Genomic DNA, 23,062 nt, shown 5'->3' on the forward strand with positions numbered 1-23,062 from the left:
AGGTGCCGGCATCGCTGCCTGGCGATTTCGACAACGAAGCCGCGACCAGACTTTATGAGTACCGGTTTACCGAGCTGGAATCGAGTGATTACCCGGCCCTGTTCTGGCTGGGCCGCCTGTTTGCGCAAGGTCAGCGCAGGATTTTCGATCTTGGCGGGCATGTCGGCGTGAGCTACTACGCCTACCAGCAGTATCTGGACTTTCCGGCGGACTTGCGCTGGCAGGTGCATGACACGCCCTCGGTGATGGAGAAGGGGCGCGAGCTCGCCGGAAAGCGAGATAGTCTGAAGCGGCTGGAATTCGTCGAACTGCAGGTCGCAGACGGCTGCGATGTATTGATGGCGAAAGGCTCCCTGCAATATCTCGACTACAGCCTCGCTGACCTCATCCGGCGCATGCAGGTTCCGCCACGACACCTGCTGATCAACCTGACCCCGATGCATTCGAGTCAGTCGTTTTTTACCTTGCAGCACATCGGCATTGCCGTGTGTCCGTATCGAGTCAGTGCAGTGCCTGCGTTCCTTTTCGAGATTCGCGAGCTTGGCTATCGCCTCAATGTGCGCTGGGACCATCCCGAGCGAACGCTGCGTGTGCCATTTCACCCGGGATATTCGATTGATCGCTATCACGGTTTTCTTTTCAGTCGAGATTGATGACGTGGACAAGTACAAACATGGGACAACGGCGTAGTTGACCGTGCCACCTTGTACACCAATGCCCTGATCTGATTTACTTCAGGGTCTGTTCGACGATCCATTTCCGGACGGAGTGTGTTCATGAAAGATGCCTCTCCAAGCCAACTTGAGCTGGATTGGTCAAGTTTTGATCCCTGGCGCATTCAACCGCTCCGCCATCGATTGATAGAGCATCCGTTGCTGCAGCCGGATCAACTCGTCGCGCTTGGCGCACGACTGGAAGTGGACGGGCGTGTGCGCACGCACAGCAACGATGCCGAGGCCGGCACACCGTTCAACACCGCTCCACGCCTGCATCCCAACCGGCGCTCGGCAACCGACACGCTGGAACACATCAGCGAAGCCAAGGCCTGGATGTCGCTGCTCAATGTGCAGACCGACGACATCTACCGAAAGCTGGTCGATGCAGTGCTGGATGAAGTTCGCGCGGGAGTCGACTCGGTCGATCCGGGCATGTGTTATCGGGGCGGCTGGATTTTTGTCACTTCACCGCGCACGGTCACGCCATTCCACTACGACAAGGAACACAACTTCATTCTGCAGATTCGTGGTCGCAAGACCCTGCACGTCTGGGATCATCGTGACGAAGTCGCCGCCAGCGAGGCATCTCGTGACCGCTTCCACGCCCGCCACGAACGTGACCTGCTGGTTTGGAACGAAGCCTTGCGCGAACGCGCGCAGACCTTCGAGCTTGAACCTGGAATGGGCGCGTACATGCCATCGACCAGTCCACATATGGTCGAGAATGGCGACGAACCATCGATCACGATGAGTTTCACCTACTACACGGATTCGACGCGCCGCGACAGCCTCCTGCATCGCGCCCACTACCGGCTGAGCCAGCTTGGATTGAAGCCGCCACCGGTTGCCAGGCATGCAGCCATCGATGGCCTGCTTCACGCAACGCTCAGTGCCTCGGCGGAAGTCCGCAACCGCTTGCTGCGCATGCTCGGGCGCACCCCTCATTCTGATCGCGCTTCATACGCTTACGCCGATGTTTACTGAAGTTGGCAGTACAATAAGTGATCGCTTTGCGACCTGTGAGCGTGGCACCTGAGCCAATGTCCATCGCGCCCCGACATGCTGAAACGGAAGTCACGCTTCGTGATGTTCTGGACTGCGGCCAGACCGTTGTGCTCGATCGCGCCTTGCCGATTGAGCGGCCGCTTGACGCGGATCTTCTGCAGCGTTTTCGCGCACGCGCGGAGCGCCTGCAAATTGCCGAAGATGATTTTTTCCAGATCGCGCTGGCCGTGCTTGATGCGCGCCTGACTGGACAGCGTGATGTGTGCGTGAAGGGTCATGATGGAAGCGTGCGCAGCGTTCAACCTGGGGGCAAAGTTCACCTCGATAGCTGGTTGACCGAGATGCTTGCTTCATCAAGCAAAGCAGGCGCGACCAATAGTCCGAGCATGATCGGATGTTGGGCGCGCAGCCGGGAGGGTGCTGAATCCTGCGCCGCCGAGAACGCGCCGGCGTGGTTTGTCGTTGCGGGAGAACCGGCAGCGCTTGGCGTGATCGCCGGCAGCTCGCCATTCACTTCAGAAACACTGCAACGATTGCTCGCAGGCTTGCACGAAGTCCTGCGTGGCCTCGCCGACGCCGAAAATCTTGCCGAGGTTTCACCGCTGTCACGGGAGGAGCGTCAGCGCTTGCTGCGGGACTGGAACGACACGGCCCGGGCGCGCAAGGCAGACGACACCGTCCACGGCCTGTTTGTCGACATGGCGCGAGCCTCGCCGCGGGCCATCGCCCTGATCAGTGGTCAGACACGGGTGAGCTACGCGGAACTCGAAACGCGAGCGCGCAAGTTTGCCGAGGGACTGCGTACGCATGGTGTGGTCGCCGGAGCGACGGTGGCTCTGCTGCTTGACCGGGGTACCGATGCAATCGTGGCAATGCTCGGCATCCTCATGGCTGGCGGTGCCTACCTGCCACTTGATCGCAGTCATCCGCGCGAGCGTCTGCAGTTTGCGCTCAAGGATGCCAAAGCTGTCTTCGCCATCGTCGGTGATGCATCGCTGACCAAACTGGACGAGCTCGGCGCACCCGTCATCCGTGTTGCCGCGCTAGAAAACACGACGGACACTGCCGCTATCGACGCTGCGGAAAGCGCGAGCGGCGATGGCACGGCGTTGGCCTATGTCATGTACACTTCGGGCTCGACCGGCGAGGCCAAGGGTGTCGAGATCGCGCATCGCTCGATCATTCGCCTGGTCCGCGATGTTGATTACATCCGCCTCGATGCGTCGTCACGCATCCTGCACGCGGCACCGCTTGGCTTCGATGCCTCGACCCTCGAAATCTGGGGCGCCCTGCTCAACGGCGGCTGCGTGGTCATTCACCCGGAACGCATTCCGAGCGGGCCTGGTCTGGCCCGCTCGATCCAGCACGATGGCGCGCGTATCGCCTGGCTGACCGCTGCGCTGTTCAACACCCTCGTCGATGACGATCCACACCATCTTGCCGGCCTGGAGCAGTTGTTGATTGGCGGAGAGGCGCTCTCGGTGACGCATGTGCGTCGCGCACTCGCGGTCTTGCCGGCGACGACGATCATCAACGGTTACGGTCCGACCGAATGCACGACATTTGCGGCGACCTGGCCGATCCCGCTGGATCTGCCTGCCGATACGGTTTCGATTCCGATTGGCCGGCCCATTGCCGATACGCGTCTGTACATCCTCAATGCCAGTGGAGAGCCGGTACCGGTTGGCGTGATCGGCGAACTGCATATCGGCGGGGCCGGTGTTGCGCGGGGCTATCTGGGCCGGCCTGAACTGACGGCGGAACGTTTCGTCAGCGATCCATTCGGCGAGCCTGGTGCGCGCATGTACCGGACCGGCGATCTGGCCCGCTGGCTGGCGCAAGGTGTGGTCGAGTTCATCGGTCGTGCCGATGGCCAGGTCAAGATTCGTGGTTTTCGCATCGAGACTGCCGAGGTCGAGATTGCGCTGGCCCGGCATCCGGCTGTGCGTGCAGCCGCAGTGATTGCCCGCGAAGACCGCCCCGGACAGAAGCGCCTGATCGCCTATCACGTCGACAACGGCGAAGTGGCACCGGCCCAGTTGCGTGATTTTCTCGCCCGGACATTGCCGGAGTTCATGCTGCCGGCGCAGTTCGTCCGCATCGACGCATTGCCGCTGACCGCCAACGGCAAGCTTGATCGTCGTGCCTTGCCGGTGCCCGATTCCGCGCGTCCGGATCTGGCCGTTGCGTTTGCTCCCCCGCTCGGCGCGACCGAGCAGCGCATCTGTGCCGTGTTTGCCGATCTGGTCGGCATTGACGAGGTCGGACGCGATGACAATTTCTTCGATCTGGGTGGCAACTCGTTGCTCGCAGTGCGTGCGGTCTCACGTCTCGACGATGTCGCCGGCGCGTTGTCGATCACCGATTTCTTCCGTGGCCCGAATGCGCGTGCGCTGGCGGTGATTATCGATTCCGGCAAGGAGGTATCGGTCGCCGCATCGCGGATGAGTCGGGGGCGGGTCGGCGCAGGCAACGAGCCGATTGCAATCGTCGCCATGTGCGGACGTTTTCCCGGTGCCGACAATGTCGAAGCATTCTGGGACAACCTGTGTGCAGGCCGTGATTCGATCACGCTGTTCGAGCCAGGCGAGATCGATCCCTGGGTGCCCCGCGAACAGCGTGATGATCCGGCTTACGTGCGTGCGCGCGGTGTGATCGAAGGGGTCGAGGATTTCGATGCCGGCTTTTTCGGCATCAGTGCGCGCGAAGCCGATCTGACCGATCCGCAACACCGGATTTTCCTCGAACTCTGTTGGGAAGTGCTGGAGCGAGCTGGCCACGTACCGGATGCGCACGAGGCACCGGTTGGTATTTTTGCCGGCATGTACAACGCCACATATTTCCAGCGGCATGTGTCGGCGTATCCGGACCGGATCGATCTGCTTGGCGCTTTCCAGGTGATGCTGGCCAATGAAAAGGACTACATCGCCACGCGGGTCGCCCACAAACTCAATCTGACCGGCCCGGCGGTCAGCGTGCATACCGCCTGTTCGACCTCACTGGTGGCGATCTGCCAGGCGGTCGATGCCTTGCGCGCCGGTCGTTGCGCGATGGCCCTGGCCGGCGGTGTCTCGGTCACTTGTCCGCCGCGCAGCGGATACCTTTACCAGGAAGGCGCGATGCTGTCGCCCGATGGTCATACGCGGACGTTTTCAGCGGATGCGCAAGGCACCGTATTCAGCGATGGTGCAGCGGTCGTCCTGCTCAAGCGTCTTGCCGACGCCGAGGCTGATGGCAATCATGTTCACGCGGTGATTCGTGGTTGTGCAGTCAACAACGATGGCGCGGCCAAGGCCAGCTTCACCGCGCCGAGCGGTGCCGGTCAGGCCGCCGTGATCGCGATGGCCCTCGATGATGCCGAAGTCGACGCGCGCTCGATCAGCTACGTCGAAGCGCATGGCACGGCCACGCCGCTCGGAGACCCGATCGAGATCGAAGGTTTGACCACGGCATTTCGGCGCAGCACCGAGGCGAACGGCTACTGCGCAATTGGCTCGGTCAAGAGCAACGTCGGTCACCTGGTCATTGCCGCCGGTGCCGCCGGTGTGATCAAGACCGCGCTGGCCCTCGACAGCCGCCGATTGCCTGCCAGCCTGCATGTCGAGGCTCTGAATCCAGACATCGACTTCGCGCACTCGCCGTTTGTCGTCAATCGCGCGCTCAGCGACTGGCAGGGTGAATGGCCGCTGCGTGCCGGCGTCAGTGCGTTCGGGGTCGGCGGCACCAACGCCCATGTCGTGCTCGAAGAGGCACCACCGGCACGTCCGTCGGACAAATCAGATGGGCCGCAGTTGCTGCTGCTCTCGGCGCGCAGCAGCGAAGCGCTGGCAGAATCGGCGCAACGACTTGCTCGACATCTGCAGGCCAATCCGGATGAAAATCTGGCTGACGTCGCATTCACCTTGAGCCATGGTCGCAAGGCATTCACACGACGAACCGCCCTCGTTGCCGATGATCTCGTCGATGCGGTTGCAAAACTTGGACAATTGAATTGCGCGAGGGCGGGAGCCAGGGTTGGCGATGCCGGCGTCGTTTTCATGTTTCCCGGTCAGGGTGCCCAGTATCCGGGCATGGGCCGGGACCTTCATGCCCGCGAGCCGGTGTTCCGTGCCGCACTGGATGAGTGCGCTGAATTGCTGGCTGGCGAGCTGGGTTTCGATCTGCGCGAGCGCCTGTTCTCCGACGAGGCCGATGCCTTGCTCGATACCGGCATCACCCAGCCGGCGACGTTCGCGATCGAATACGCGCTGGCCAGACTGTGGCTGTCGCTCGGCATTGTTCCGCGCATGCTGATCGGCCATAGCGTCGGTGAGTTCGTCGCTGCAGTGCTGGCCGGAGTCATGAGTCTGGCCGACGGCCTGCGCCTGGTCGCGCGGCGTGGCCGACTGATGCAGGCGCAGCCGGCCGGGGCCATGCTGTCAGTGCGTCTTGCGGCCGAACAGCTCAAATCGCGTCTGCCAGCGTCGCTGTCGCTGGCCGTCGAAAACGGGCCTTCGGCTTGCGTCGTGGCCGGTGAAATCGCCGATGTCGAAACCTTGCGTATCGCGCTCGATGCGGATGGCATCGCCTGCCGCAGGCTGCGCACCTCACATGCCTTCCACTCGGCGATGATGGATCCGGTGCTCGAACCGTTTCATGCGGAAGTTGAACGCATTGCCCTGTCGGCGCCGAAGCTGCCGATCATGTCGACCCTGCTGGCGAGCGTGCTCAGCGATGACGATGCCATCTCGGCAGATTACTGGACTCATCATCTGCGCGGCACGGTCCGTTTCCATTCCGCGCTGGCGAGTCTGCTGAAATCCCATCCCGCTGTCGGCCTGGTCGAAATTGGCCCGCGCGCAACCTTGACTACACTGGCCCGTCAGCAGACGCAAAAGCCGCGTCTGGCGCTGGCCTCGCTGGCCGATTCCGCGCAAGCCGAGACGGCGGGCTGGCTGGCCGCGATCGGACAATTGTGGGCGGCTGGCGTGCCGCTCGATCTCGGCGTTCTCGATAGCCGATCCTGCAAACGTCGTGTGCGCTTGCCGACTTACCCGTTCGAGCGCAGCCGTCACTGGCTCGATGCACCCGCTTCAGGTTCCGATGCGCTGATTGCGGCGAAACCTCAAACCACCCCAACCAGCCTGGTCCAATCAGGCTTGCCCCCGGAGATAGTCATGGCGACTGCGTTGCCTGCCGGTGCCCCCGATCGACGCCCGCGCGTCCTCAGTCAACTGAAATCATTGATCGAGGATGTATCCGGCATTGAACTCGACGATGCGGATACCGCGGCCAATTTCATCGAGCTTGGCCTCGATTCGCTGGCTCTGACCCAGGTCTCACTGCAACTGTCCAAAGTCTTTGGCATCAAGCTGAGCTTCCGCCAGTTGATGGAGAACCTGTCCAGCCTCGACAGTCTGGTCGCGCATATCGACAAGGAAATGCCGGCGGAAGTCGAACCGGCAGCCGCGGCAGCGCCCATCCCCGCTCCAGCGGTCGCAGCGCTGCCAATGCCGATGCCCGGCGTCGCCCTGGACGGCAGCACGGTGCAGCAGGTTATCCAGCAGCAGATGCTGATCATGCAGCAGCAACTGGCTCTGCTTGGTCACGGGGCGACCGCGCCCTCTGCAGCGTCTGCCAGTGCGGCTCCGCCCGCTCCCGCTTCGGCACCCGCCGCACCGCCGCCCGCGCTCGACAGTGAGGAGGCGGCACTCGTGCATACGCGCTACGACGTCAAGAAGGCGTTTGGCGCGATAGCGCGTATCCACTCCGAGCGTGACAAGCTCAGCGAACGCCAGCGACTGCGGCTCGATCTCTTCATGCGCCGCTACATGGAGCGCACGCGCAAGTCCAAGGCCTACACGACCGAGCATCGTCCGCACCTGGCTGATCCGCGCGTGGTCAATGGCTTCCGTCCGCTGCTCAAGGAGATTGTTTATCAGATCGTCGTCGACCGCTCGAAAGGAGCGAGACTCTGGGACCTTGATGGCAATGAATATATCGATGCCCTGAATGGCTTCGGCATGAGCCTGTTCGGCTGGCAGCCGGAGTTCGTCCTCGACGCGGTGCGCCACCAGCTCGAACGTGGTTACGAAATCGGGCCGCAGCATGCCTTGGCCGGTGAGGTGGCGAAACGCATCTGCGCGATGACCGGGTTCGATCGCGCCGGTTTGTGCAATACCGGTTCGGAAGCGGTCATGGGTGCGATCCGCATCGCGCGCACGGTAACCGGGCGCAACACCCTGGTGATATTCAGCGGTTCGTATCACGGCATCTTCGATGAAGTGATCGTGCGCGGCACGAAAAAATTGCGCTCGATTCCGGCAGCGCCAGGCATTTTGCGCAACACAGCCGAGCATGTGCTGGTGCTCGACTACGGCACGCCGGAAACCCTGGCCATCATCCGCGAGCGGGCCAGCGAAATTGCCGCCGTGCTGGTCGAACCCGTGCAAAGCAGACGGCCCGATTTCCAGCCGCGCGAGTTTCTGCATGAGCTCAGATCGGTCACCCGCGACAGCGGTGCATTGCTGATCTTCGATGAAGTCGTTACCGGCTTTCGTTCGCATCCGCGAGGTGCCCAACATATATTTGGTGTCGACGTCGATCTGGCCACCTATGGCAAAGTACTCGGTGGCGGCTTTCCAATCGGCGTGATTGCCGGCAAGCGCGAATACATGGATGCTCTGGATGGCGGTCATTGGCAGTTCGGTGATGATTCCGTGCCGACGGTTGGCGTCACCTATTTCGCCGGAACGTTTGTGCGGCATCCGTTGGCACTGGCTGCGGCCAAGGCCGTTCTCGACCATCTGGCCGAGCAAGGACCGGCCTTGCAGGAAGGCCTCAACGCGCGAACCACGGCCATGGTCGAGCGCATGAACACGGCTTGCAGCGAGCTCGGTGCGCCGATTGCCATCACCCATTTTTCATCGGTATGGAAGATCAATTTCAAGGAGGAACACCCGATGCAGGATCTGTTGTTTGCGATGATGCGCAGTCGCGATATCCACATCCTCGACAACTTCCCGTGCTTCATGACCAGTGCCCACAGCGCCGCTGATTTCGATGCGATTGCATTGGCGTTCCGGGAATCGGTTGCGGAATTGCAGGAGGCCGACTTTCTGCCGCGGCACAAAGTCGATGCCGCACGCGCGTTTGATGCCGGCAAGCCGCCGCTGCCTGGCGCACGCCTGGGCAAGGATGGTGATGGCAATCCGGCCTGGTTCGTGCCCAACCCCGAGGTACCGGGCAAGTACCTGAAGGTGGAGGCATGATGACTTCGGCAACATCGGCTGACCATGGCGTCGCCGTCGACTACGACCCATTCGCCGACGCGCCACTGGCTCGTGTAGTGCCAGCCACCGAATCGCAACGCGAAATCTGGCTGGCCGCCAGTATCGAGCCGGCCGCTTCGCTGGCTTACAACGAGGCGATAACGCTTGAGTTGCATGGGGCACTCGATGCGCGAGCCTTGCGCCGCGCCGCGCAGGCCATTCTTGATCGGCATGAGGCTTTGAGAGGAACGCTTAGCCCGGACGGTGCGCAGTTTTGCATCGCCGTCGCAGCCGAATTGCCGTTTGTCGAGCACGATTGGTCGCATCTGGACGAGGCGGCACGCAAGACGCACATTGCCGAAGCGTGCGAACGCGCGGTCGAGCGTGAATTCGATCTGGGCCAGTGTCCGTTGCTCCGCTGCGAGCTCCTGCGTCTGTCCGCCGACGAGCACCTGTTGATTCTTGCCACCCACCATATCGTCTGTGATGGCTGGTCGTTCGGCGTGATCGTGCGCGATCTGGCGGCTCTTTACGCCATCGAATGCGAAGGCAGCGGACAGGCTTTGGCGGCGGCGGATTCGTTTGCGGATTTCGCCGAAGGCGAGGCCCGTCATCCGCTGTCAGCAGAATTTCATGCCGACGAAACCTATTGGCTCAGTCGCTTTACCCAGTTGCCCGAACCGCTGGAACTGCCACTCGATCGGCCGCGACCGCGTCAACGCGGGTTTGCCTCGAAACGTGAAGATCTGGTTCTTGATGGCGAACTGGTCGCGGCAGTCAAACGGCTCGGCGCGAGCAAGGGGGCAAGCCTCTACGCCACCCTGCTGGCCAGCTTCGGTGTGTTGCTGCAACGTCTCTGCGGGCAGGATGATCTGGTTGTCGGCATTCCCTCGGCGGGCCAATCCGGCATCGATCAAGCCGGCCTGGTCGGCCATGCCGTCAATGTGCTGCCCTTGCGCATGACCCTCGATCCGGCGAACTCGTTCGCGGATACCTTGATCGGGGTGCGCGGCAACCTGCTGGATGCTTTCGAGCACCAACGCTACACCTTCGGTACCTTGCTCAAACGCCTGGCCATGGCCCGTGATCCGGGCCGTCTGCCGCTGGTATCGGTGCTCTTCAATCTTGATCCCGGTCTGGATGACGACAGCCTTGGATTCAAGGGACTCAAGGCGAAGTTCGCCGGCGTTCCGCGCAGTTACGAAAACTTCGAGCTGTTCATCAATGCCGTGCAGGCAGGCGCCAGCGTGCGACTCGAATGCCAATACAACTCCGGGCTGTTCGATGCGCAGACGATCAGACGCTGGCTGGATCTCTACGCAACCTTGCTCGCTGATATCGCTGCGGATGGATCGCGTCCGCTGTCCGCGCTGAAGCTGCTTTCAGCGCAGGCCATGGACGAGCTGCATGCCTTGCAGCCGGCACCAAAACCATTCGTGCCGAGCCGCATCGAATCGCTGGTATTTGCCCAGGCCGCGTCGACACCGGATCAAATTGCACTGCATGCCGGTGAACAGTCATGGACCTATGCCGAACTCGCCGCGCGTGCACGCAGCATCGCTGCGGCGCTACGCAAGCGCGGTATCGGTGCTGACGCACTGGTTGGCGTCATGCTCGATCGCAACCCGGACATGATCGCCGCGATCCTTGGCGTTCTCGCCAGCGGTGCGGGCTATGTCCCGCTGGATCCGGCATTTCCCGTCGAGCGCCTTGAATTCATGGCCGCCGATGCCGGCCTGGCCTTGCTCCTGACCGAGTCAAAGCACACCGGAATCATGCAATTCGATGCCGCGCGAAGTCTGGTCATCGATGCCGCGGGTGCGCTCGAATCGGCAAGCGCCAACTTTGTCGATATCAAAGCCGATGCCGATACCGAATCGGTTGCGTATGTGATCTACACCTCCGGATCGACAGGCAAGCCGAAAGGCGTGCGTGTGCCGCATCGGTCGGTTGCCAATTTCCTCGCCAGCATGCGCAAGCAACCGGGTCTCGATGCTTCGGATCGGCTGCTTGCGGTGACCACGTTGTCCTTCGATATCGCCGTCCTCGAACTATTCCTGCCGCTGACCACCGGCGCGACCGTCGTCCTCGCATCACGCGAGGAAAACAAGGATGGTCGCGAGATTGCGGCCTTGCTCGATGAGCAGCAGATCAGCGTCATGCAGGCTACCCCCTCGACATGGCGGATGTTGCTCGAATCAGGTTGGCAACGACGCCCCGGATTCCGCGCATTGTGTGGCGGTGAACCGCTGCATGCCGATCTCGCCGCCGAGCTGCTGCAAAACTGTGATGCATTGTGGAACCTGTACGGCCCGACCGAAACCACGGTGTGGTCGACGCTTGCCCGAATCGAGGATCCCATGCAGGGCATTTCGATCGGCCAGCCGATAGACAACACGACAGTCTGGGTTCTCGACGAACATGCGGCGGCCTGTCCGATTGGCGTACCTGGCGAAATCGCCATTGGTGGCGCAGGTGTCACCCTCGGCTATCTCGAACGGCCCGAATTGACCGCCGACCGCTTCATCGCGGATCCGTTTTCCGACCGCGCTGGCGCGCTGCTCTACCGGACCGGTGACTGCGGCCGCTGGCGCAACGATGGCTCGCTGCAACATCTCGGTCGGCTTGATCACCAGGTCAAGTTGCGTGGTTTCCGTATCGAGCTCGGTGAAATCGAAACGAACCTCGCCAGCCACCCGGCGATTGCCCAGGTCGTCGCCCTGGTGCGTGAGGACAGGCCTGGCGATCAGCGCCTGGTCGCCTATCTGACCGTACAGCCCGGTGCCACCGTCGAGTTCGATGACGCAGCCTTGCGCACGCATCTCCGAACAACGCTGCCCGACTACATGGTTCCGCAATATTTCATGCGCCTCGACAGCATCCCGCTGTTGCCCAACGGCAAGATCAACCGTGCCTTGCTACCGTCGCCACTGGCGACCGTGGCGAGTGCTTCCGGGCCGGATGAAGCACCCAGAAGTGATGTCGAGCGGCGCGTCGGCAAAGCCATGGAGGAGACGCTGGCCTTGCCGGGCATCGGTATCCACGATGACTTTTTTGCCCTCGGCGGGCACTCCTTGCTGGCCGCGCAACTGACCGCCCGTCTCAATCGAGAATTCAGCGTGGCACTCTCGTTGCGCAGCATCTTCGATACGCCGAACGTGGCCGGGCTTGCTGCAGCCGTTGTCGGCCAGCTCGAATCGGGACAAACCGTCGGCCACGAACCGGTGCCACATCGAGAGGAGCAATCGCGCGCACCGTTGTCGCTGATGCAGGAGCGTCTGTGGTTGCTTGAAAAGCTGCATCCCGGTCGTGTCGCCTACAACACGCCATCCGCCCATCGCCTGCGCGGTGTCATCGACGAGTCCGCCTTCGAGCGCGCATTCGCCGACATGATCGAGCGCCAGCCTATCCTGCGTGCGGCGATCCGCGATGAAGACGGCGTGGTCGAACAGGTGGTCGAGGAAACTATTGATCTGAAGCTGTTTCCGGCCGAAGACCTCAGCGGCATCGCCACCGATTCGCGCGAAACCGAGCTGCTGGAACGTTTGCAGGCATTGACCGATACGCCGTTCGATCTGACCCGGGCACCGCTTTTCAGCGTGCGCATGTTCAAGCTTGAAGAGCACGATCATGTCCTGTTCTTCATGCCTCATCACATGATCTGGGATGGCTGGTCGTTCGATCTTTTCTATGTCGAACTCAGTGCGTTCTACAGCGCCCGAAAGGCCGGGCGTGATGCGGACCTTGCTCCGCTTGCGGTCAGCTACGGCGATTTCGCCGAATGGCATCGCGGCTGGCTGGAGGGACCGCAATTGCAGGCCCAACTCGAATTCTGGCGCGAGCGTCTGGCCCAGGCCGGCAAGCCGAACAATCTGCCGACCGACCGGCCGCGCCGTGCCGGCATGTCCGGCGAAGGCCGTACCGAGTGGATCCGGATCGATCGCGCGCAGACCGACGCCTTGCACACGCTTGCACGCGAGGCGGATGCCACTGTCAACATGACCTTGCTGGCACTCTACTTCGTGCTTTTGCATGGGGTGACCGGTGAACGAGATCTGGTCATCGGTACGCCGGTGCGCGGACGCAACCGGAGCGAACTCGAATCGGTGATGGGCTACTTCACCAATCTGGTCCCGCTGTATGTGACGCTGACACCGCATTGCACGTTCATCGAGTTCGTGCGCGAGATCAAGCGCGTCGTGATCGACAGCTTCGGCAGCCCCGATGTGCCACTCGAACATCTGCAGAGCGAGCTCAAGCGAGTCCATGGCAGCGATGCCTTGCTCTATCAGGCATTGTTTTCGTTTCAGGATGCGCGTCAGCGTTCAACCGATTGGTCGGGCCTCGAGCACGAGCAGATCCTGCTTTTCCAGCGTGGTGCGACGGAAGATCTCGGCTTGTGGTTTCTTGAAAACGCCAACGGCATGATCGGCGGCGTCACCTACAATGCCGATATCTTCCGTGCAGACACCGCGCGCATGCTGCGCGAGCGTTATCTTGAACTGGTGACCAGTGTTCTGGCTGATCCGCGCAAGTCGATTTCCGCGCTGACCCGCGGCGGCACCGCTGAGCCGGTGAAGCGGGTTGCGCCAGCACCGATGACGCTTGCCGACGATCAGGCGGCAGCATGCCTGCATGCCTTGTTCGAACAACAGGCTGCGCGCACGCCGTCAGCCAATGCGTTGCGCGTGGGCAGTTGGGGAACCAGTTTTACCGAACTGGATCAACGCGCAAACCGGCTTGCCGCAGTACTCGACAAGCGCGGTGCCGGCCCCGATGTCTGCGTCGCCCTGCTCGCCGAGGGCGGCATCAATCGCATCGCCGCCTTGCTTGGAATTTTCAAGACCGGAGCGCGTTGCCTGCCGCTCGATCCCGCCGATCCACCTTCTCGCCTCGTCAAATTGCTTGAGTGCGCCGGGGCCAGCATCATCGTCGGCGAAAGTACATTGGAGAATGAGCTGGGCTGGCCTCGCGAGAAGGCTCTCTGGCTCGATGCGGATACCACCGAGATCGTCTCGGCAGCAAGTGAGCGCTTCGCCGGCGCGGCCATCGACGCTTCGGCCATTGCAATCTGCACCGTCTCGCCGGCGGCATCGGCAGCGCCGCAAGTTCTTGCCTTCAGCCATCGCTTCATCAATCAGAAACTCGCCGCAGTGCATCAAGCGCTGGGCATCGGCGGCAGCGAACGCCTGCTCGCGACCATGGCCGTCGACACGATGATGGCGCAAATTGTGTGTCTGCTTGGTCTTGTTCACGGCAATGAAGTCGTGCTGGCATCGCGCGATGATCTGACCCATCCGGATCAGCTCGGAAAGCTCGTGCTGTCGAGCAAGGCTGATGTCGTATTCGCTGCTGCAGACACGCTGCAAGCGCTGCTTTGCGCAGACAGCGAGGTGACGTATCCGGCGCGTGTCGTCTGCCTCGGGTCAAAGCCGTCGGCGTCGCTGGCCGAGGAGCTGCGCGCTCGCAGCAAGGGCTTGTGGACTGCACTGGTGACGGACGCCACGATCATTGCCAGTTGCGGTCAGGTTGAGGCTCCACTTGATGGCGTGCATATCGGCGCTGCGCTGAATGGCATTGACTTGCAAGTCCTTGACGACAGCGGGGCCGCGTTGTCGGTGGGGGCGATCGGTGAAATCTGCATCAGCGATGAGACCGGGGCGGACACGGTGCATCGCAGCGGCTATCGCGGGCGCTGGTTGTCCAGTCAACATGTCGAAGAACTTGGCCGCATCGATCGGCGGCTGTGTCTGCATGGGCGCAACGTGGAACCGGCCGAAATCGAGAATCTGCTCAACACGATCGACGGCGTGGCGCGCAGCCTGGTCATCGCCCGTGCGGACCGTCGCGGCGTAGTCCGGTTGCTCGCCTACGTGACGGCAAATGCCGGAGCCGCCCTCGATAGCGCACGCATGACCGCCGCCCTGGCCGGACAATTGCCTGTATATGCGGTGCCCGATACGATCGTCATCCTCGAGGCGTTCCCCATGCTCGCCAATGGCAAGGTCGACAGCGCCGCGCTGCCGACGCCGGCGCCGGCCAGCCAGGCTGATACCGCGAGCAACGAGCCGAATACGCCGGCAGAGCAGCTGCTGGCCGACATCTGGAAATCCATGCTGCATGTGTCGCGGATCCGTGCCGATGACAATTTCTTCGATCTGGGCGGCGACTCCCTGCTCGCATTGTCGATGGTGGTCAAGGTTGAAAAGGCAACCCGGGTACGCCTGAACCTGCTCAAGCTGGCCAATAGCAACTTGCGCGCGCTGGCTGCTGAACTGCCTGATGCGGCGGTCTTGCAGTCCGCCCAACCGCGCAGCGGATTGCAGCGCGCGCTTGGATTGTTTGGTCTGGGTAAGAAATCTCCGTGACTCCGCACCTGCAACCGTTCTGGATCGAGCGTGGCGACGCACGCCTGCTTGCCGCCTACGACTGTGCGCTTGAAGCACCGCACACGGGTGTGCTGATGTGCGCGCCGCTCCTGCATGAGTACGTGCGCAGCTACCGCTTGTTCGCGGTGCTGGGCCGGGCTTTGGCCAAACGCGGGTACGGCGTATTGCGTTTTGACTATCAGGGATGCGGCGATTCCTCAGGCGATGACGATGCATTTTCGCTGACATCGGCCAAGGCCGATGCCGCCGCCGCGCTGGAGGCCTTGCGCGAGCGTGCCGGTGCGGTTCCGTTGATCGTGCTCGGTATCCGTGGCGGCAGTTTCGTGGCCTGGTCGCTGGCCGCTACGGCGGCGCTGGAAGCCCTCTGGCTGTGGCAGCCGATTACCGATGGCGCCAGCTACGTAACGGAGCTCCGGCGACACGATCATGCCGAACGGAATTCCCGCCTGCGCTATCAATTTGGTACGCCGGCAGCGGACGCCGCAGATGCCAACACCTTGATGGGTTTTCCACTCGCCGCGAATCTGCTCGACGAACTCACTGCCGAACGCATCGAGTCCCGCTCGGACATTTCACCGCGAATTACCGTCGCGGATGCCGAGGACAGGCAAGTTTCATTCGCTGAGGCGCGCCGCATCGTGGTGCCGTCGGCGCTCGGTAGCTGGGTCGAGGAAGTCGAAATGGGACACTTCCCGCCGCCGCTGATCGAGCGCATGGCGGCGGCATTTGCCGAGGAACAGGGCCGATGAGTGCCGCAGAGGAAATCGTCACCCTGCAAGATGATGTCTTCGGCATTCTCAGTCAGCCGCAACCAGCGGCTGACAGCGATCTTTGCATCATTTTGCTCAATGCCGGTTTTATCCACCGCAGCGGACCATTTCGATTGCACGTGCGACTTGCGCGCGCCCTTGCGGCGAGTGGCGTGGCGGCATTTCGATACGATGCGCCCGGAGTGGGTGATGCTCTCACGCGCAGCAGCGAGACCCAGTTGCAGGCGACGCGGGCGAGTCTCGATGCGCTGTCGGCCCAATTCGGCTACCGGCGCTTCGTCGTCGGCGGCATTTGCAGCGCCGCCGATCTGGGCTGGTTGCTGGCTCTGGCCGACCCGCGCGTGGTCGGCTTGATATCAATCGACGGACTCGCACGCCAGGGCTTCTGGTACTCGTTCGGCAGGATGCGTCGCGGCCTGCAGAAATCACCGCGCGAATGGCTGACAGCCATCCGTCTGCGCCTGGCTCGATCAGGAGCTTCTGCAGCCGCCACCGCGAGTCCCGAAGATCTGCGCGACTGGCCAGTACGGGGTTCGGAGCGCGAACAATTGCACCGGTTGGTCGAGCGCAAACTGGAATGGTTCGTCCTGTTTACCGCAGGCACTTCGTACTTTCTGCATGCGCGCCAATGGTTGGCGACGTTTGGCCGCGAAGCCCGTTCCACACTGGTTGAATTCCGGTTCTGGCCGCGCTGCGATCACACCTTTTTCGCCGAGTCCGATCGGCGCAAGCTGATCGATGCCATCGTTGCGTGGGTCGGCGCACGATTCAGGCACTAGACAATTACTGGCGGCCGAACAGGCGTGGCAGTTCGATGATGCCGCGGAACCAGCTTTGATCGACATGCGGCTCGATGGCGATCCGCGGCATGTCATAGCAATCTGCATCGGCCCGGGCGAGACCGCCATAGTAGGAGAACGCATAGCGAACGCCGAGCCGGCGCAGGCAATCGATGGAATCCTTGTTGAACGAGTTGCGGTCGCCGACGGGATAGGCGAAGTAGTCCATGCGCTTGCCGATCTCGGTCTCGATGCGCGTGGCACAGGTGGAAATTTCCTCCCATTGCTCTTCCGCCGGGGCCCGTGAAAGGACGATGTGGTTGACCGTGTGCCCGCCTATGGTCATCCCTGCCGCATCCATTTCGCGGAGCATGTCCCAGGTCATCCAGAGATCCTCGTGATGCAGGGATGTCGGACATGCCTGGGTCGCCTCGCGCAGGTCGGACAGGAAGCGGTCTGCTTCTTCGCCGGGCAAGGATTTGAATTTTCGCAACAGGGTGCGGATGACCGGCTCACGCTCGCCGACAATCAGCGGCAACGGCTCGGGCAGCCATTCCGGCAAGTCGATCGCTCCGTGTTCGGTGCAGCGAATCTGGCCGGCGATTTCGTCCCACCAAGGCAGGCGCGGGTCATCGATGAATCCGGTGGCAATGAAGAATGTCGCAGGCAGACCGTGGCGTTGCAAGGTGGAGAAGGCGAGATCGTAGTTGTCCTGATAGCCGTCATCAAACGTGATCAGGACGTGGCGATTGCGAACATCCTTGCGTGCCATGTCGATATCAGCCGGGGAAATCACCTCGCTGTGAAGCTTCAGCCAGGCCAGGTGCCGATCGAAGGCCTCCGCGCTTGCGCTCCACAACCCGCGATCAAGTCGGGAGCGGCTGCCGTCACCGATTCGATGGTAGTTGAGGCACACGATTCCGCGCGCCGGCATGCAGGCGGCGAGCACAGGCCGTAACCGGCTCTTGTCGAGAAAGTTCGCGAGTTTGCGAAGTTTCATGCCCCTCCCTTTGCACGAATTTCAGGAATCGGGATGCCACGCGGCCAATTGCGCGCGAACGAAAAGCGGCGACCCCAACCCCATTCGAACTTGATTATCGACGCATCGCCCGATATTGCAAGGCGTTGTCCTAAGCTTTTTCCAAACCATCCCGCCAGCGCCTGACCGTCGGGGTAATCCAGCCCAGTATCGACGGGTAGCGCTCGATCAGCATCAGTACTTCGTTGGCGTCGTGATGATTCCAGGCGCGCAGACGCAGGGTCATGCCGACAAGGATCAAGGCGTAGATGACTCCGGCAGCGAGCTGGATCCAGAGCCCGGGCAGCAGCCAGATCATGACGCCGGACACCGTGGCAGCAACCAGCGCCGAGGCAAACAACAGCATGATTTCACGCCAGGGCAGGCGCAGTGACATGATGCGCACGATGCCGGCCAGGGTCAGGATGAAAACCAGCATGCGCGAAATCGCGTGAGCAGCAACGGCACCATAGAGGCCGTAGGTCGGGATCAATGTAAACGCGGCGATTGCCGTGAATACAATCGACAACGAAGCAAAAATCGCGCGCACGCGCTGGTTGTCGGTTGTCGAAAGCAGGGCGCCAAAGGCACCTTCCGACAAGGTCAGACCGCCGACCACGACCATGATCCGCAACAGGTCGACTACGGTGGCGTAGCGCGGTCCATACATCAGGGAAACTGCGGGTTCCGACCAGAGCACGCCGACACCAGCCAGCATCAAGCCAAGAAAATGGAAGTAGCGCAGGGCGTTGGAAAGTATTTCATTGACCCGCTGCTGACCACTTGCACCGAAGGCATGCGCCATCGATGGCATGAGCACGGTGTTGAGCCCCGATGAAAGCAGATCGAGCCCGCCGCGAGTCAAGGCCGCGGCGATGGTGAAGTAGGCGACCTCTGCGGCACCGATCTGATCGTTGAGTAGCCAGGTCTCGATCGACTTGTTGCTGAACACCGCGGCCACGGTCAACACCACTGTCCATAGCAGATGATGGCGTAGGCGTTTGAGCAATGCGGCATCGAGGGGCTGGAAGCGCGCACGGATACCGCTGCGGCGCAATTTCATGGCGGCATAGCCGGCATAGGCAACACAGGTGACCGCAAACAGGATCAGGTAAGCCAGCAGCGCCGCATGCATCCACCAAAGGATGACCACCGCGATCGCGTTGAGCAGGCTGATCACGATCGCCGAGTAGGCTTCGACATCGAATCGGCCATGTCCCTTGGCAATCGAGATGTTGAACAGATACATCGTCTTCGCTGTGCTGCTGACGAGGACGATGGCAGCGAACAGCCACAGGCTTCCCGACTCCCATCCGGACGGACGGAAGTAGGGCATGGCGACGAGATAGAGCAGCGAGACCAGGGCGATGCAGGCAAGTTGGCGCTTGAGCAGCCAGCCGTGCACGTTCGCGGCATCTTCGGGCGAACCACGACCCAGGCCTTCGGAAACAAAGCGGATGCCGGACGTCGTCAATCCGTTATTGCTGACCAGGATGAGCACGCCGGCGAGCCAGACCAGGTAGGAATACCGGCCGAATTCATCGGGGCCGATGCTGCGCGCGATCAGCGCGCTGACGATCAGTCCTGCTGCATAGATGACATAGGTGGAACCCGTCATCTGCAAAGCGGCGCGCAAGGCAGTTCCGGGGCCGAACGCTTGCTTCATTTTCGACAGGGTTCCGGTTTGGCGGCTGAGGTCGGGCGGGATCGGATCATGGTCGCGTCTGGCGCGATGAGCGGCCACGGCAGATGATACGGTCATTTTGTGACAGCGGCTAACCGGCGAACGTTCTCAAGCCGTGCAGATTTCGCCCATCGCCTGATAGAGTCCAGTCTGCTCCAGATGTTGCGGCAATCGATGGAAATCTCCCCTCAGCCCAAACCGAATGGCCTGCCGTCCGTGCTCCATGTGGTCGACACGCTGGAAACGGGAGGTCTCGAGCGCGTGGTCAGCGATCTCGCCATCGCCCAGCATGCTCGCGGCCAGCAAGTCGCCGTGTTCAGTCTGCTCGCGACCAATGGATTTCGTCGCGATCTAGAAGCTGCCGGTGTGCCGGTCATCGTTGGCAATAAGCACGGCACGCTGGACCGCAGTTTGCTCGCGCTATTGCGCAAGATCCTGGTTGAGCGCTCGATCGATATCCTGCACACACACAATTTTGTGCCCAACTACTATGCCGCACCAAGTGCATTCGCATTGCCGCGTGCGCCGGTGCTGGTCAACACCTGCCACAACATGGGCACGCGATTGAGCCAGCGGCGACTGCGCTGGCTGTATCGCGCCTCGTTGTGGCGAACCGCGCGGGTTGCCCTGGTTGGCGATCAGGTGCGCGATCATCTGGTCAGCAGCGGAATCGTTGCAGCCGCTCGTGCAGTGACCGTGCTCAATGGCATCCCGGTCGAAAACTTTGCAATGTCACCGTCGCGACGGCTGGCCGCACGGGCACGACTTGGGCTCGACGGCGACGATCTTCTGCTCGGTTGTGTCGGCCGACTGGTGGCCCTGAAAAACCACGCCCAATTGATCGCATTGATGCCCGATTTGCTGCAGCGACATGCCCGATTGAAGCTCGTTCTGGTCGGCGACGGTCCGCTTGCCGGCGACCTGGCCAAACAGGCGGCAAGCGCCGGGGTCAGTGATCACGTGGTACTCGCCGGTGCGCAAACCGATATCGCATCCCTGCTGCCGGCCTTCGATGTTTTCGCCCAGCCTTCACTGACCGAAGGCATCTCGATCGCCTTGCTCGAAGCGGGCGCAAGCGGACTGGCAATGCTGGCCAGCGATGTCGGCGGCAATGCCGGGATCATCCGCGACAACGAAACCGGTTTGCTGGTGCCGGCAGCCGATGATGTCGCCATGACCGCCGCGCTTGATCGATTGCTCGCCGATGCCGAGCTGCGCCTGAGACTGGGGACGGCGGCCTCGAACTGGGTCCGCGCGCACGCCTCGATCGAGGTCATGCGAGATGCCTACGATGCGTTCTATCGCGACGCGAGTTGTTCGCGCAGGTAATCGTAAGTCCGCTGCATGCCATCACGGGTGGCAACGCCCTGCTTCCATCCCAGTGCCTTGAGCGCGGCATTGCTGTAGCGCAAGGGTCGGTACATCGAGCGCACCACGGTGGGCGTGAACACGGCGGGAAGCTGGCCTTTCGATTTGCGGTGATAACGCTTCAGGAAACGCGCGCCAAGCAGGAACGCCCAGTATGGAACCGGCAGCACACGCAAGCGCGCGACGTTGCGCCGGTAGCCGCGCAGATAGGCGCTGCAGGTCGGCAAGTCATCATCGACGACATTGAAAGCACTGCCCGGTTCGCCACGCAGGGCGGCGATGGCGATCGCATCGGCACAGTTCTCGACGTAGGTCAGGGGCAGGCGGGCGCCGCGACCGAGCGAGAAGAAAAACCCCATGGCCTGGATGCCGACGCGTGAGGAAAAGGCTCCGCCACCGGGGCCATAGATCACGCCGGGCCGCAATACCACCGATTCAAAGCCGAACGCTTCACGGAATTCCATGAACATTTGTTCCTGGCGTGTCTTGGCATGTGCATACGGACCCTTGTCGACGCCATCGGCCTCCAGCGCGACCGATTCATCATGCACGGCACCGCGCGCCAACGGTTCGGTGCAATACACCGAAAACGAACTGATCAGGACGATGCGCCGAACCTTTGCCGCGCCCGCGGTTTCGAGCAGGTTGCGCGTGCCGATGACGGTATTGGCAAACATGTCCGCTGCCGAGCCGCGCATTGCGGCGGCGGCGTGAATCATGCAATCGACATTGGCGACCATGTCGCCAAGATTGCCGCGATTAAGCAGGTTCGCGCCAATGGCTTCGATATGTGCCTGGGGAAACCGATTGCGCAATTCGGTCATCAACGATTCCGGCGCCGCTGCGCGGAAATGCAGTCGCAAGTCATCGACGCCCGCCGCCAGCAGGCTGGCGCAAATGCGCCGACCAAGGAAACCTCCCGCGCCGGTGACCAGTACCTTCATGGCGCCACCTTCGAGGCGGCTACGATGCGCTCGATCAGGTGGGCGGTGCGCAGGATGTGTTCAGCCGGAACCGGATCCGGGCCACGTCCCTCGATCGTGTCGTAGTAGCGATTGAGCAACACCCGCATGCCTTCGAAATAGTGAAATTCGTGGCGCCTGAAGCGACCCAGATTGCGCCAGCCATTGCCGGCAAATCGGCGCGCCTGGGTCCATGCCGGAAACAGGCGACCGATCGCGCTGGGCTGGGTCTGCTGCGCACTACGCACCAGCGTCCGTGTCGCGTAATCGAGCTCGACGCTGTCAGTGGTTCCGTAAACCTTCATCGCATGCGACACCGGCCGTGCATGCGCGCTGACCAGACCGGAAACGGTCACATTCCCGCTGCGGATCAGGAAGCGCAGTTCGTCCGGCATGGCATCGACGACATCGTCGCCGCTGGCTTCACGACGGCGAAACGATTCGACCTGGACCGAGCAGTCGTCATCGAGATGGGCGACGACCTTGGCGAGCACGTGGTCGAGCACGTTGTGAAACAACTTGCCGGGCAAGCCATGAACCCAGTGGCGTGGATCGGCCATCACCGCGAGGCCATAGTCGCCGCCGAGGTTGTAGCCATAGCTTGTATCGAGATGCACGATTTCGCCAAGCGCACCCTCCGCCAGCAGCTTCTCCAGCTCGAGGCCCGGACTCTCGAAGTTGTACAGATAATTGACGCCGACACGCCGATCATTCTCGCGCGCGCAATCAAAAATCGCCTGCGCTTCCTCTGCCGTCGGTGCGAATGGCTTTTCCACGAACACATGACAGCCCGCGGCCAGCGCTTCACGGGCGATGGCGAGGTGTGCGGCCGGAGGCGTGGCGATATGCACGACATCGAGACGTTGTTCATCGAGCATGCGCGAAAGCTCGGTGTAGCGCGCCGGGATTTTCATGCGTGCGGCGAGCTGTTCGGCCATCAATGCTTCGTGATCGCACACTGCGACGACCTCGCCGCGACCGATCGCGCGGATCTGTTCGACATGACCATCGGCAATCTTGCCGCAGCCGACAATTCCTATTCTCAAGGTTTGCGTTTCCAAAGGCTGTTGGTTGCGGCGCTGGGCGACTGATTCGCCGGCGTCAAGCGGCCTATTCTAATC

Annotated in this window: 11 protein-coding genes; 7 read left to right on the forward strand and 4 right to left on the reverse strand. The window is 61.9% G+C overall.

Translation table 11 applies throughout. The annotated features are described in order from the left end of the window. From VFN25_RS07035 to VFN25_RS07060, 6 genes are all read left to right on the forward strand, one after another. Positions 1-653: methyltransferase, TIGR04325 family (locus VFN25_RS07035; protein WP_325140254.1), on the forward strand; the 653-nt coding region annotated here is incomplete at its 5' end. A gap of 123 nt (positions 654-776) precedes the next feature. Continuing rightward, the gene (locus tag VFN25_RS07040; protein WP_325140256.1) at positions 777-1,700 is read left to right on the forward strand and encodes a cupin-like domain-containing protein; all 924 of its coding nucleotides are present in this window, start codon (positions 777-779) and stop codon (positions 1,698-1,700) included. A gap of 56 nt (positions 1,701-1,756) precedes the next feature. After that, on the forward strand, positions 1,757-8,971 hold the full coding sequence (locus VFN25_RS07045) for a polyketide synthase (RefSeq protein WP_325140258.1): 7,215 nt from the start codon (positions 1,757-1,759) through the stop codon (positions 8,969-8,971). After that, positions 8,968-15,339, forward strand: a complete 6,372-nt coding sequence (locus tag VFN25_RS07050) for a non-ribosomal peptide synthetase (RefSeq protein WP_325140261.1) — start codon at positions 8,968-8,970, stop codon at positions 15,337-15,339. Before VFN25_RS07045 ends, VFN25_RS07050 begins: the two co-directional genes overlap by 4 nt. Then, positions 15,336-16,109, forward strand: coding sequence for an alpha/beta fold hydrolase (locus VFN25_RS07055; protein WP_325140263.1), 774 nt, complete (start codon positions 15,336-15,338; stop codon positions 16,107-16,109). Before VFN25_RS07050 ends, VFN25_RS07055 begins: the two co-directional genes overlap by 4 nt. Continuing rightward, on the forward strand, positions 16,106-16,909 hold the full coding sequence (locus VFN25_RS07060; RefSeq protein ID WP_325140265.1) for an alpha/beta fold hydrolase: 804 nt from the start codon (positions 16,106-16,108) through the stop codon (positions 16,907-16,909). Before VFN25_RS07055 ends, VFN25_RS07060 begins: the two co-directional genes overlap by 4 nt. Positions 16,910-16,913: 4 nt before the next feature. Here the strand turns inward: VFN25_RS07060 and VFN25_RS07065 are convergent, their stop codons facing one another. Together VFN25_RS07065 and VFN25_RS07070 are read right to left on the reverse strand one after the other, a co-directional pair. Next, the gene (locus VFN25_RS07065; RefSeq protein WP_325140267.1) at positions 16,914-17,909 is read right to left on the reverse strand and encodes a polysaccharide deacetylase family protein; all 996 of its coding nucleotides are present in this window, start codon (positions 17,907-17,909) and stop codon (positions 16,914-16,916) included. 130 nt (positions 17,910-18,039) lie between these two features. Next, positions 18,040-19,593: an oligosaccharide flippase family protein gene (locus tag VFN25_RS07070; protein ID WP_325140268.1), complete on the reverse strand. Its 1,554-nt coding sequence runs from the start codon at positions 19,591-19,593 to the stop codon at positions 18,040-18,042. Positions 19,594-19,785: 192 nt separating this feature from the next. On the opposite strand from VFN25_RS07070, the gene VFN25_RS07075 reads away from it, so the two are divergent. Further along, complete coding sequence (locus tag VFN25_RS07075; RefSeq protein ID WP_325140270.1) at positions 19,786-20,940, forward strand: glycosyltransferase; 1,155 nt, start codon at positions 19,786-19,788, stop codon at positions 20,938-20,940. Here the strand turns inward: VFN25_RS07075 and VFN25_RS07080 are convergent. Together VFN25_RS07080 and VFN25_RS07085 are read right to left on the reverse strand one after the other, a co-directional pair. Then, a complete protein-coding gene (locus tag VFN25_RS07080) occupies positions 20,910-21,923 on the reverse strand; it encodes an NAD(P)-dependent oxidoreductase (protein ID WP_325140272.1) in 1,014 nt (337 codons plus the stop codon). The two genes, VFN25_RS07075 and VFN25_RS07080, sit on opposite strands and share 31 nt — an antisense overlap. After that, on the reverse strand, positions 21,920-22,987 hold the full coding sequence (locus VFN25_RS07085; RefSeq protein ID WP_325140274.1) for a Gfo/Idh/MocA family oxidoreductase: 1,068 nt from the start codon (positions 22,985-22,987) through the stop codon (positions 21,920-21,922). Before VFN25_RS07085 ends, VFN25_RS07080 begins: the two co-directional genes overlap by 4 nt. Between the last annotated feature and the right edge of the window lie 75 nt (positions 22,988-23,062).

It is taken from the genome of Dokdonella sp. (genome assembly GCF_035703485.1).
Classification (GTDB): domain Bacteria; phylum Pseudomonadota; class Gammaproteobacteria; order Xanthomonadales; family Rhodanobacteraceae; genus Dokdonella.

Bases quoted from the DNA above. Each gene is read 5' to 3' on its own strand.
- VFN25_RS07040 (WP_325140256.1), top strand. From the start codon at position 777: ATGAAAGATGCCTCTCCAAGCCAACTTGAGCTGGATTGGTCAAGTTTT.
- VFN25_RS07045 (WP_325140258.1), top strand. From the start codon at position 1,757: ATGTCCATCGCGCCCCGACATGCTGAAACGGAAGTCACGCTTCGTGAT.
- VFN25_RS07050 (WP_325140261.1), top strand. From the start codon at position 8,968: ATGATGACTTCGGCAACATCGGCTGACCATGGCGTCGCCGTCGACTAC.
- VFN25_RS07060 (WP_325140265.1), top strand. From the start codon at position 16,106: ATGAGTGCCGCAGAGGAAATCGTCACCCTGCAAGATGATGTCTTCGGC.
- VFN25_RS07065 (WP_325140267.1), bottom strand. From the start codon at position 17,909: ATGAAACTTCGCAAACTCGCGAACTTTCTCGACAAGAGCCGGTTACGG.
- VFN25_RS07070 (WP_325140268.1), bottom strand. From the start codon at position 19,593: ATGAAGCAAGCGTTCGGCCCCGGAACTGCCTTGCGCGCCGCTTTGCAG.
- VFN25_RS07075 (WP_325140270.1), top strand. From the start codon at position 19,786: ATGGAAATCTCCCCTCAGCCCAAACCGAATGGCCTGCCGTCCGTGCTC.
- VFN25_RS07080 (WP_325140272.1), bottom strand. From the start codon at position 21,923: ATGAAGGTACTGGTCACCGGCGCGGGAGGTTTCCTTGGTCGGCGCATT.